We start from the raw sequence: 11,304 nt of genomic DNA, 5'->3' as shown, positions 1-11,304 counted from the left end.
GGATCAGGCGCCGGTTCCGGTGTCGGCGGGTAGCGCGCTCCACATCTTCTCCAGGTTGTAAAACAGTCTCGTTTCCTCGCGGAAAAGGTGGACGATCACGTCGCCCACGTCGACCAGTACCCAGTCAGCCTGGCGCTCGCCTTCGATTGCCAGGCGGGGTGCCCCGGAGTGTTTCAGGGCCAGCGACAGCCGTTCGGCAAGGGCCCCAACATGACGGGTGGAACGACCACTTGCAATGATCATGCAATCGGCGATGGACGACTTGCCGGTCAGATCGATGCTCACGATGTCTTCGGCCGAACCGTCCCGAAGCGTCTCGGTGATGAGATCTTGCAGCTCAATGCTTCCCGGTTGCGAAGCAGGTGAGGGTGCCGGTTGATTCATGGATGATCGGGCGGCACGGAAGATCGGCGTTGCGCCCGGAGCGCCGTACCGGAGGCGGGATGTCTGCGTCCCTCCAGGTATGTCCATGCGGGAGGGCGTCGCGAGGCCAGCGTGACGCTCAACGCGGACCGCACCCGAGCCATTCGATATCGTCTGAACGCCATGCTCGTCAAAGCAGGACGAGCATATGGCGGGCGCGCAAGCACTGCAATGCCCGTCGTCCGAAAGATGCGGCGCCAGTGCTCCCAAAGGTGAATCGAAGCAGGAAGATCCCCTCCCATGAGCCATACCAAGCGGGCGCCAGGAAGGCGCCTGCGCAACCGGGCCAGCGTGGCATGGGTGCGGATGGTACCCAGCCTGTCTTCGAGATCGCTGACGAGAATCCGCGGGTGGTCGGCGACTTCTCGGGCGGCCTTCACGCGTTCGGTGAAGGGCTGCATGCCTTCAGACTTCTTGTGCGGGTTCTGAGGGGAAACCAGCCACCACACCTCGTCGAGCGCCAATCGGGCAAGGGCCTGCGTGCTGATCCAGCGATGGCCGGCGTGCGCCGGGTTGAAGGAACCGCCGAGGAGCCCAATGCGTTGGCCACGCCTCCGGGCGAGTGAGACGCTCCTGTTCAGGGACGCACTCCGCCTTGCCCTCGGACCACGTACTTGAAGGTGGTGAGCTGTTCCAATCCCACCGGGCCACGGGCATGGAGCCGGCCCGTCGAAATGCCAATCTCGGCCCCCATGCCGAACTCACCACCGTCGGCGAACTGAGTCGAGGCGTTGTGAAGGACAATTGCACTGTCCACTTCCTGCAGGAAGCGCTCGGCCGCTCTCCGGTCGGCGGTGACGATCGCGTCGGTATGGTCGGAGCCGTGGCGGTGGATGTGCTCGATCGCCGCCTCGAGATCGTCGACCACGCGGACCGAGACGATGGCGTCCAGGTATTCGGTATCCCAGTCGGTAGCGACGGCCGGCACAACGCGGGAATCCAACCGCTGGACTTCCGTGTCCCCGCGTACTTCGCAGCCACTGTCCAACAGTCGGCCGACAACCTGAGCGAGCGTCCCACTGGAAGCGTCACGGTGGCATAGCACCGTTTCGGTCGCTCCGCACACCGATGTGCGCCGCATCTTGCCGTTGTGAACGATTTCCGCAGCCATCACAGGATCTGCCGCGCGATCAATGTAGGTGTGGCACAGACCTTCCAGGTGGGCGAGGACGGGCACGCGGCTCTCGCGCTGCACCCGCTCGATCAACGAGGGTCCGCCCCGCGGCACCACCACGTCGATCCATTGCGATTCGGTAATGAGAAGGCCGGCAGCTGCCCGATCCGTCGTCGGCACCATCTGGACGGCGGCCGGGTCGATCCCGCCGGTTCGCAGACCCACGCCAAGCGCCTCCACAAGCGCGCTGCTGGAATGGAAGCTCTCCGATCCGCCCCGCAGGATGACGGCGTTCCCCGACTTCAGACAGAGTGCTCCCGCGTCAGCGGTCACGTTCGGACGCGATTCATAGATGATGCCGATTACGCCGAGCGGCACGCGCACGCGCGCGATATCCAGTCCGTTCGCTTCGTTGAACCAGCGAGCTGCCTCGCTCCCCACCGGATCCGGCAGGGCCGCCACCTGCTCCAAGCTGGCCGCGATCCCTTCGACCCGGTCGTCGTCGAGGCGGAGCCGGTCGACCAAGGCGTCCGTGAGCCCGGACGCTTCTTCAACATCCCGGGCGTTTGCAGCCAGGATGTGCTCCCGGCGTTGGCGGATGGCACCCGCGGCTGCCCTGAGGGCATCGTTCTTGGCCTCGGTCGAGGTACGGGCCAGGGCTCCGGCAGCAGCACGGGCCGCTGCGGCCAGCTCGGCCATCATCGTGCGTACGGTGTCCTCCCCGACGGGCGCTGCGCGAACCGGTGCAACCTCTCGATTCATGCTCAGGAGGCCTCCGGGCCCAATACAAGGTCGTCTCGATGGACGAGTTCGTCCCGCCAACGATAACCGAGAATCGGCTCGATCTCATCGCTCCGATGACCGATGATCCGCGCCGCATCCGCCGCCGGGTACGATGCCAGGCCACGGCCTAGAAGATTGCCGGCAGCATCCTTGATCAGGATCAGCTCCCCCTTCTCGAACTGGCCGGTCACTTGAGTCACCCCTGCCGGCAGGAGACTGCGGCCACTTCTGAGCGCCGCCGCCGCACCGGGGTCGATCGTCACGATGCCGGCTGCATCCAACTGACTGGCAATCCAGCGCTTGCGGGCGGAGCGCGGTGATCCGGTGGCGAGGAACCAGGTGGCGCGGGCGCCGTTCAGGAGCGCCCCGAGAGCCCCGGGCTCGCGGCCATCGGCAATAGCCATCGAGCAGCCGGCCGCCGTGACAATGCGGGCCGCCTGCAGTTTAGTGACCATTCCACCGGAGCCGCTGTCCGTCGTACTTTCGCCTGCCATCGATTCGATTTCGGATGTAATCGCAGAAACTTCGGGGATATGTCTCGCGTTTTGGTCAAGTTCTGGATCGGCAGTGTACAGCCCGTCTGTACTGGACAGCATCACCAGCGCGTGCGCACTCACCAATTGGGCGATGCGGGCACCCAGGCGATCGTTGTCGCCGTAACGGAGTTCACGGGTTGCGACGGTATCGTTTTCGTTGATCACGGGAACGATGCCGAGCCGCAACAACATCTCGAGTGTCGCCCGAGCATTCAGGGAATTCCGGCGTTCCTCCAGATCGTCATGACCGATGAGAACCTGCGCCACGGTGAAGCCGCAGGACTGGAACGCGTTGCGCCAGGCATTCAGTAGGGCGATCTGACCAACCGCGCTGGCGGCCTGCCGTTCATCGATGCGTCGGAGGTGCACGTCCGGCGGGAGAAACGCCCGGCCTGCAGCGGCGGCCCCTGACGACACGATCAGCACCTGCCGTCCCCGCTCGCGAAGGATCGCCGCATCGCGGGCCAGCGCGTTGAGCCAGGTCTCTTGGATCGCCCCTGTCGCGGTGTCAGCTACGAGAACCGAGCCGACCTTGATGACGACGCGCTGCGCCCCCTCCAGGGGCGAGACGGCACTCACGTGCTGCCTCCGGCCCGTGCGGAGCGCACGTCGCTCACGTGCGTGGCGAGCACGGCCACAGCTTCGTCGACGCCTTGCCGCGACAGCGCAGACAGCCTGAGCACCGGGCGGCCAGCCGCCTCGGCCAGGCTCGCACACTGTCGGTCGAGGTCCTCTTGCTCGACAGCATCCGTCTTGCTGAGGGCCACGACTTCGGGTTTCTCGGCCAGCCCGGCGCCGTACTGGTCTAGCTCATGACGGATCGTCCGATACGCAGACCCGGCATCATTCCCCGCCGCATCGACCAAATGGAGCAGGACCGCGCAGCGTTCGACATGCCCGAGAAATCGATCCCCGAGTCCTGCTCCGTGATGTGCGCCCTCGATCAAGCCCGGGATGTCCGCCAGTACGAACTCGCGGTCAAGATCATGGCGGACCACGCCCAGGGTCGGAGTCAGGGTGGTGAAAGGGTGGGCGCCGACGCGTGGATGGGCGCGGGACACCGAGCCCAAAAACGTGGACTTGCCGGCGTTGGGGAGACCGACAAGCCCTGCATCGGCCAGCAGTTTCAAACGAAGACGGAGCCACATTTCGCGCCCCGGGCCGCCCTTGGTGGCAATTCGGGGCGCTCGATTGCTCGACGTCCTGAAGCGAGTGTTCCCGCGCCCTCCGGCACCTCCCTCGATCAGGACGTGCCGCTCTCCGGCTCGCGTGAGGTCGACCAGGCGCTCGCCGGTATCGGTGAGAATCTCGGTGCCGACGGGCACCTTGAGCAGGAGGTTCGGGGCATTCGCGCCGGTACGCTTCCGACCCGCGCCATCGATGCCTCGCTGGGCGCGGTAGTGCTGGCGATATCGGAAGTCGATGAGCGTGTTGGCAGATCCGACGGCCTCGGCTTCGATGCTGCCACCACGGCCGCCGTCGCCGCCATCGGGACCCCCGTACTCGACGTACTTCTCGCGCCGAAAACTCACGCATCCGTTGCCGCCGTCGCCGGAACGAACAAAGATCTTCGCCTGATCAAGGAAACGGCTCATGGCGGTCGAACCCCTCCATCCCGTTGATGGCAGGCAGATCCATGCTGGACATGTTCCAGATGTACCGCTCGGAGGGTGTAGGCGAAGGAAACTTGGGCAAGTGTCAGGCAGCGAGCGTCGATGTGCAAGCTGACAGGCTCCCGAAACCCGGGCGCCCTGGCATTACTGACGGGGAGGTCGGGGGCGCAATCGCGCGTTGCAACACCGGAATCGAAGATGGTGCGACGCGGCTCAGCAGCGCCGACCGCAATGTCGGGCGAGTGTGCCTCAGGCGGTGCCGGCGTCGACCGAGACGTACGATCGACCGCCGCTCTTTGTGCGAAACACGACCTGTCCGTCGGACAGGGCGAATAGCGTGTGGTCCTTGCCGATGCCGACACCGGCACCAGGGTGGAACCTAGTTCCGCGCTGGCGAACGATGATGTTCCCTGCACGGACGCGTTCGCCACCGTACTTCTTCACTCCGAGCCTGCGTCCGGCAGAATCCCGGCCGTTGCGTGAGGATCCGCCTGCTTTCTTATGGGCCATGCTGCGCGCTCCCTACTCTGAATTATCGACGGACGCATCGCCGGCCGCGGGTGCGACGTCCTCGGACGCGGTTGCAGCGGCGGAATCGCCTTCCGGCTTGGCCGGTTCCCCGTGCTTTTGCACGTTCACGTTGATATCGGTGATGCGGACGACCGTCAAGCGCTGCCGATGTCCATTGCGCTTGCGGTGGTGCTTGCGGCGCTTCTTTTTGAACACGATCACCCGCGGTGAGCGCATCTGCTCCGCCACGGTTCCGGTAACACTGGCGTTTTCCAGCAGCGGAGTACCAACTATCGAGCGTTCGCCGTCTGACACCATCAGAACTTCATCGAACGTGACCGTTGCACCGGCATCGTCCACGAGGCGGTCCACGGTGACCACGTCCCCCGGGGCAACTCTGTACTGTTTTCCGCCTGTACGAATGACCGCGTGCATGGCCAGCAATCCAAACCATCGAGACTGAACGGAGCAATCAGCGAAATCAGCCTGAGCCATAGCCGGCGATTCACTGGACGGATCGCAGTATCCACCATTTGTTCTGGACGTCAAACCAGCGCTGAGGGCGGCATCTGCACCGGTCGGCAGAAGGCCGACCCACGCTCGGCGTGACCTCACTCACGGCCGGCCTCGCTCGCGGTCCTCCGAATGGTGAAGGTGTCGCCGAATCAGCCTGTCCAGATCGGCTGCTTCATTCGCGGACCCAATAGGGAGGCCGGATTGTACAGACTGTCCGGGCATGCAGTGTGGTAACGCCGAACCGGGCTCGTGCACGCAGCACGACCCAGAGCCTGCCTTCTGGCGGGCGCAGAATCGCTTCTCCGGTGCCGAGCACCTGCTGTTCTTCCGAATACAGCACGCAACTCACCAAGCCGGGATCGCTGGCGGCATCGGGAATTCGTACCACGACTTCCACGATGTTGGTGCATGCAAGCATGCCGTTGTGCTGAAATCGGTTGCAAAGCGGCGGAGTCACCTCCACCGGTTCCACCGGCCATGTCTCCGCGGTGCCGGCTTCAGGAGTCAGGCCGGCGAACATGACCGCCAGGAGCCCGCCAATGCCCCGCCGGCGGGTTCGCGGGTGGATCAGATTGGCCATTTTCCCGAGGAGCATAAACCGTTGCGGACGAGGGGGTTTCACGGGCACCCTTGCCAGGCGGCTTTGCACGTTGTGGCCTGGAGACAGATTGATGATTCGAGCTGATGCTCGGGAAGTGATTCTGGTGGTAGGTGCCGGCGACGCCACCGGCGGCGCGGTGGCAACCCGCTTTGCACGCGGCGGCTACACGGCCGTCGTGACTCGGCGGAAGCTGGTTCGGCTGACTGGTCTGGTGGAGCGGATGCGCTCGGAGGACCTGGCCGTTCATCCGTTCGCGCTCGACCCTCGAATCGAGGATCAGGTGGTCACGTTGTTCGCAGATGTCGAGCGCGACATCGGACCGCTCTCGGTGGTGGTGTTCAATATTGGGCCCAATGTCCAATACCCGATCGTCGAGACAACCGGCCGCGTCTACCGAAAGATCTGGGAACTGGCCGCGTACGCAGGGTTTCTGACAGGTCGCGAAGCCGCGCGTCACATGGTGCCTCGCCGGTCGGGAAGCATTTTCTTCACTGGAGCGACCGCTTCGCTACGCGGCGGCAGCGGCTTTGCGGCATTTGCCGGTGCCAAATTTGCATTGCGGGCGCTGGCGCAGTCCATGGCGCGGGAACTTGGTCCGCAGGGAATCCACGTGGCGCATCCAGTGATCGATGGGCCCATCGACACGGCATTCATTCGCGAGCACCGCCAGGACCTGCTCGAGACCCGTCCATTGAAGCCCAATGTGCTGGACCCGGAGGACATTGCGGAGGTTTACTGGTCAGTGCATAAGCAGCCCCGGAGCGCGTGGAGTTTCGAGTTCGACCTGCGACCCTGGGCCGAGCCTTGGTAGGTTGGTGCGCATCCACCCCGCTGTCGCTTCATGTTCATTCACAAGAGGAATCAGGAATATGGGAGACCGTAAAGTCTTGTACGAGAGAGAGGGTGCGGTTGGCCACATCATGCTGAACCGGCCTGACGAGGCAAACGCTCTGGATCTCGATACCACGAAGGAGTTGTACGACGCGGCCGTGGCGGCGGCGGGCGATCCGCAGGTCAGGGTGCTGCTGCTGGAGGCTCGGGGGCCCATGTTCTGCGCCGGCGGTGACCTCAAGCATTTCGTCAGTTTCCGTGAGCAGCGCTCTGAGCTAGGAACGGAAATTCTCCGAATGACCACCTATCTCCATGGCGCAATTTCCCACTTCAACCGCATGGCAGCACCGGTCGTATGCAAGATTCAGGGAACTGCCGCGGGCGGCGGACTGTCGCTGGCGATGAGTTGCGACCTGGTGTTCGCAGCCCGCTCAGTGAAGTTCTCCCTGGCCTATACCGCTGCCGGATTGTCTCCCGACGGGAGCTCGACGTACTTCCTGCCTCGGCTCGTGGGGCTTCGACGGGCGCGCGAGCTCATGTTGACGAATCGTCGCTTTACGGCTGAAGAGGCATTGGCGATGAACATGATCGACCGTGTCTGCGATGACGCCCGGCTCGATGCAGAGGTGGCTCGGGAGGTCGAGCATCTGGCGACCGGTCCCACCGAGGCGTACGGGGCAGTCAAGCGTCTCTTGCTGGCTTCGGCCGGCGGGACACTTGAAAGTCAGATGGATGCGGAATCGCGCGAAATTTCCCGGGCGGTCCAGAGTCCTGACGGCATTGAGGGCGTTTCGGCGTTTGCCGAAAAGCGAGCGCCCGCGTTTGTCGGAGGCTGACGGATCCATGGCTGCTGTGAACGAGATTGCCAGCAAGGAACTGCCCAAGAAGCGCATCAAGGTTGCGGATCTGGAACTGGCGTACGTCGACGAAGGAAGCGGTGATCCGGTCCTGTTCCTGCACGGGAACCCCACGTCTGCCTACCTTTGGAGAAACATCGTCCCGCACCTGTCAGATCGGGCACGGTGCCTGGCGCCGGACCTAGTCGGGATGGGGGATTCGGATCCGCTGCCAGAGACCGGGCCGGGCACCTACCGATTTCGGGATCACCGTAAGTACGTGGACGGCTTCATCGAGGCGTTGGGTATCGGTGGTCGCCTCACGCTCGTGGTGCATGACTGGGGCTCGGCACTCGGCTTCCACTGGGCGGCCCGGTATCCCGGGGCCGTTCGCGGTATCGCCTACATGGAGGCGATCGTCCGTACCGTGGACTGGGACGAGTGGCCCGAAGCTTCGCGGGGAATCTTTCAGGGCTTCCGCTCGCCGAAGGGGGAGGAGCTCATTCTGGACCGCAACCTGTTTGTCGAGCGTGTGTTGCCCGGTTCCGTGCTGCGAAAGATGTCCGACGCGGAAATGGCGGTTTACCGCCGTCCCTTCGTCCAGCCAGGCGAGTCACGCCGTCCGACGCTCACCTGGCCGCGCGAGATTCCGGTCGGCGGCACACCCGCCGATGTCTGCGCAATCGTCGAGGAGTACGCAGACTGGCTGCCGAAGACGGATTTCCCGAAGCTCTTCGTGAATGCAGAACCCGGCGCCATCTTGGTGGGACCCCAACGCGAGTTCTGCCGTACCTGGAGGAACCAGACGGAAGTGACGGTCAAGGGCAGCCATTTCATCCAGGAGGATTCTCCCCATGAGATCGGCCATGCGCTTCAGGACTGGTTTGACAAGCTCCCGTAGGCTGCCGGAAATTCGGCAGCCGCGCGGAGCCGGGCCAAACGGCGGGTATCGTCACTTGGCCGGTGCCGTGCTGGGGACGGTTCTCATGACCGCCCCGGGTTTGGCGACTGCGGTGGAAACTGCTGCACATGCGGCACACCTTGCCTGGTGTGCGGGCGTGTCCGAAGTCGCATCGGAGGCCAGCGACTCAGGGGCTGCGGTGGCGCTGATGTCCGCGTTGCGCACACGGATCGGCGAACTGCAGCTCGATGCGAGCCTCGTGGATCCCGAGATCGAAAAGGGCAGGCGGGCGGCGCGTGCTTACGCCGCCGCCGGCGACGAATCGCGCCTGCGCGATGCACTCGCCGGCTGTCGAACCTCGTTGGCTACCGGCGCCCACTAAGGGACCGTCTGGACTCGGCGACGGCCGTCTGCGGTCGTCGCTGCCCGGCGGCGTCAATCAGAACGTGACCCCTCGGCAGGCGGCGTAATTGCCGGTCCATCCGTTGCCTTCCACCTTGAGATCGCCGTGGGTAACCCGCCGGAAGATCGAGTGGCAGCGGCCGCATGTGCGGCTTAGCTCACAAACGGAGCGCTGTGCGGCGGGACCGTCATCACTGGACAGGGCCTCGACCAGCGAGACGGAAGCGTTGATCGTGTCGTCGAAGTACCGCTGAAAGACTCCGGGTAGTACCCAGATGACCGGTTCCGCCCGGGTTGCCCCGTGCCACCCGCGGTTGGTGCTGGACGGCCAGAGAGTCCGCACATGATCCAGGAGGTCTGAGATATCGCGAGCATCGGTGGAAGGCTCAGTCCCGTGGACCAATGCGTAGACTTCCGTGGGCGACATCTGTTCCGGCTGAACGATGATCTGTTCCCCGGTCGCACTGACATCGGCCCGAGATTCCGTGATCAGTGCGGACAGCCGATCAAGGCGCTGCCACATCGCCGCCATGCTCTCGCGGCGAAGATCGATGGTTTCGCTTCCAGACGCGGCGGTTTGGGCCGTCGCAGTTTCCGGGACCGTTGTGGCAAGTACCAGCGCGAGCGCAAAGAGACATAGGTAACGCATCGAATGGTTCCCTGAACAGGTTTGCCACAAGCTCGTCGGCTTCTGGCCGGACTCAAGCTGGGAAGATGTGCCGATCGGGAGGTCGAGTCAACGCGGCGCCCGGCGCCCCGGGCCGGAGCCCCCGGTCGCGACAGAGGTGAACTCGCTTTGATCGGGCGGTCCGGGCGCGAATTTCCAGGCGGGGCGGGCGCCGGGATCGGCCGGAATCGCGAGCATGGTGCTGGAAACCGTCCCGAACCCTCGGTGATCAACGGGGATCACCATGCCCGCATCGGGCGCGCCACCGGGAACCGGAGTCCGTCCAAGCAGCTGGGCCCATTCATGCCAGCGATCCCTGTCCGGATCCGGCGCCGCAGTGCGCTCGAATAACGGGTGGTAAGTGCCGATTCGCGCGTGCGACATTGCGTTCAGTTCACCGTTGGCGAGCAGCGAGAGACCGGTTGGAAACTGATGTTGGGTCAAGGTGCCTTGGGCCCGGATCCAAATGGCGGTATTCCGGTCTGCGATAACGAGGTTGAACGGTTTCCATTGCCCTGCGTCCAGCTGCATGACGGCCGACGCCGCATCGATCGCCGAATCATGATCGAGCGCCAGCAAGGGCAGGTCGCCGCGCGTTCGAAACCCGGGTGTGAGCGGGTCCGGGACGGGGCGATTGAGGAGCATCGCCATGACGTTGGCGTCGTTCACGGCGAGCCAGGTCCCGTTCCTCTCCAGATCGACGCCGCCGAGTACGGCAGGCCGGGCCGGCCAATGGCGGCCCGGAGGCTTCCATGCCCGCGAGGCGAGTTCATCGCGATTAGCCCCGATGATCACGGGCCAGCGGTGATTAGGGCGCAAGAGCAGGGCAAGCGTGCACATCGTGGCCAAACCTGGACGGGATTCCCCGGAATCGTATCCAATGCAGTCGCGAGGATCACGCGGCCGGTCCGGCGATGCCGGATCGGGGAACCGTTGCGGACAAACTCACTGCGAAACCCGGAAACCTGCGTCCATCTTTCTGGGCAACGGCGCGATCGGCCGTTACACTTCGGACATCTTGAAGGAGATGCCGATGTCTAATGTCCGACAAGTCCAGAAGCTGGCGCACGCTACCCCGGAAACTGCTCCGAGCGTGGAGGGCCGGCGCGATTTCTTCACCTACCAGGACTTGGGGGTGACGGAAGCCAGTCTCGGGAAGCTGCGGGCCCAGACCATGACAGCAATTCGTGGCATGACGGAGCCAACCGGCTGGCACTACCACGATTGCGAAGGTCAGTTCATCTACTCGCTGAAGGGATGGGTGGAGCTCGAGTTTGAAACGGGAGATACGATCCGGCTCGAGGAAGGCGAATCACTGTTCATCCCAGGCGGGATGCGGCACAACGAGATCGGCACATCGGATGACCTGAAGATCTTGGAGCTGTCGCTTCCGGCGAAGATGGAAACGGTTGCTTGCGATCCACCATCGACGGCGTCTTCGCCCGGGCGGTAGCACTGCAGCCCTCCCGCAGCGAACCGGGAGCGGCCATCTCAGGAGCACAGTGTTTCAGGCGCGGTGCCGGCTTTGCAGCGTAACCATCGCGGTGCTTGGGCGGCGTCCGCGGTGCGAT

At 64.2% G+C, this 11,304-nt stretch carries 14 protein-coding genes and 1 pseudogene; 5 read left to right on the top strand and 10 right to left on the bottom strand.

Annotated features, from left to right (window positions below; genetic code table 11):
* Positions 1–3 precede the first annotated feature (3 nt).
* The 8 genes and pseudogenes from rsfS to OXH60_00915 all read right to left on the bottom strand — a co-directional run bounded on the left by rsfS (position 4) and on the right by OXH60_00915 (position 6,075).
* Positions 4–384: a ribosome silencing factor gene (rsfS, locus tag OXH60_00950; GenBank protein ID MDE0710686.1), complete on the bottom strand. Its 381-nt coding sequence runs from the start codon at positions 382–384 to the stop codon at positions 4–6.
* Positions 381–911 carry a nicotinic acid mononucleotide adenylyltransferase gene (locus tag OXH60_00945; protein MDE0710685.1) on the bottom strand — a complete coding sequence of 177 codons (531 nt, stop codon included), beginning with the start codon at positions 909–911 and terminating at the stop codon, positions 381–383. Before OXH60_00945 ends, rsfS begins: the two co-directional genes overlap by 4 nt.
* A gap of 89 nt (positions 912–1,000) precedes the next feature.
* Positions 1,001–2,299, bottom strand: a complete 1,299-nt coding sequence (locus OXH60_00940; GenBank protein ID MDE0710684.1) for a glutamate-5-semialdehyde dehydrogenase — start codon at positions 2,297–2,299, stop codon at positions 1,001–1,003.
* Positions 2,300–2,301: 2 nt separating this feature from the next.
* Positions 2,302–3,435 (bottom strand): glutamate 5-kinase, encoded by a 1,134-nt coding sequence (gene proB / locus OXH60_00935; protein MDE0710683.1) that lies wholly within the window; start codon positions 3,433–3,435, stop codon positions 2,302–2,304.
* Positions 3,432–4,451 carry a GTPase ObgE gene (gene obgE / locus OXH60_00930; protein MDE0710682.1) on the bottom strand — a complete coding sequence of 340 codons (1,020 nt, stop codon included), beginning with the start codon at positions 4,449–4,451 and terminating at the stop codon, positions 3,432–3,434. Before obgE ends, proB begins: the two co-directional genes overlap by 4 nt.
* 267 nt (positions 4,452–4,718) lie before the next feature.
* Positions 4,719–4,979, bottom strand: coding sequence for a 50S ribosomal protein L27 (rpmA, locus tag OXH60_00925; GenBank protein MDE0710681.1), 261 nt, complete (start codon positions 4,977–4,979; stop codon positions 4,719–4,721).
* 129 nt (positions 4,980–5,108) lie between these two features.
* Positions 5,109–5,414: pseudogene (rplU, locus tag OXH60_00920) on the bottom strand (50S ribosomal protein L21).
* 253 nt (positions 5,415–5,667) lie between these two features.
* Positions 5,668–6,075, bottom strand: a complete 408-nt coding sequence (locus OXH60_00915; protein MDE0710680.1) for a hypothetical protein — start codon at positions 6,073–6,075, stop codon at positions 5,668–5,670.
* 91 nt (positions 6,076–6,166) lie between these two features.
* On the opposite strand from OXH60_00915, the gene OXH60_00910 reads away from it, so the two are divergent.
* The 4 genes from OXH60_00910 to OXH60_00895 all read left to right on the top strand — a co-directional run bounded on the left by OXH60_00910 (position 6,167) and on the right by OXH60_00895 (position 9,046).
* Entirely contained in the window at positions 6,167–6,907 is a 741-nt protein-coding gene (locus OXH60_00910) for an SDR family NAD(P)-dependent oxidoreductase (GenBank protein ID MDE0710679.1), read from the top strand.
* Positions 6,908–6,965: 58 nt separating this feature from the next.
* Entirely contained in the window at positions 6,966–7,763 is a 798-nt protein-coding gene (locus tag OXH60_00905; protein ID MDE0710678.1) for an enoyl-CoA hydratase-related protein, read from the top strand.
* Positions 7,764–7,770: 7 nt separating this feature from the next.
* A complete protein-coding gene (locus OXH60_00900) occupies positions 7,771–8,664 on the top strand; it encodes a haloalkane dehalogenase (GenBank protein MDE0710677.1) in 894 nt (297 codons plus the stop codon).
* A gap of 85 nt (positions 8,665–8,749) precedes the next feature.
* Entirely contained in the window at positions 8,750–9,046 is a 297-nt protein-coding gene (locus OXH60_00895; GenBank protein MDE0710676.1) for a hypothetical protein, read from the top strand.
* Positions 9,047–9,103: 57 nt separating this feature from the next.
* On the opposite strand, the gene OXH60_00890 is transcribed toward OXH60_00895, so the two are convergent.
* Positions 9,104–9,715, bottom strand: coding sequence for a cytochrome c (locus OXH60_00890; protein MDE0710675.1), 612 nt, complete (start codon positions 9,713–9,715; stop codon positions 9,104–9,106).
* Between the two features lie 87 nt (positions 9,716–9,802).
* Complete coding sequence (locus OXH60_00885) at positions 9,803–10,573, bottom strand: NRDE family protein (GenBank protein ID MDE0710674.1); 771 nt, start codon at positions 10,571–10,573, stop codon at positions 9,803–9,805.
* Between the two features lie 193 nt (positions 10,574–10,766).
* On the opposite strand from OXH60_00885, the gene OXH60_00880 reads away from it, so the two are divergent.
* A complete protein-coding gene (locus tag OXH60_00880) occupies positions 10,767–11,186 on the top strand; it encodes a cupin domain-containing protein (protein MDE0710673.1) in 420 nt (139 codons plus the stop codon).
* Positions 11,187–11,304 lie beyond the last annotated feature (118 nt).

Source organism: Rhodospirillales bacterium, from assembly GCA_028824295.1.
In the GTDB taxonomy this organism is placed as follows: Bacteria; Pseudomonadota; Alphaproteobacteria; order TMED109; family TMED109; genus VXPW01.
This window is presented reverse-complemented; position numbering and strand designations above follow the sequence as displayed.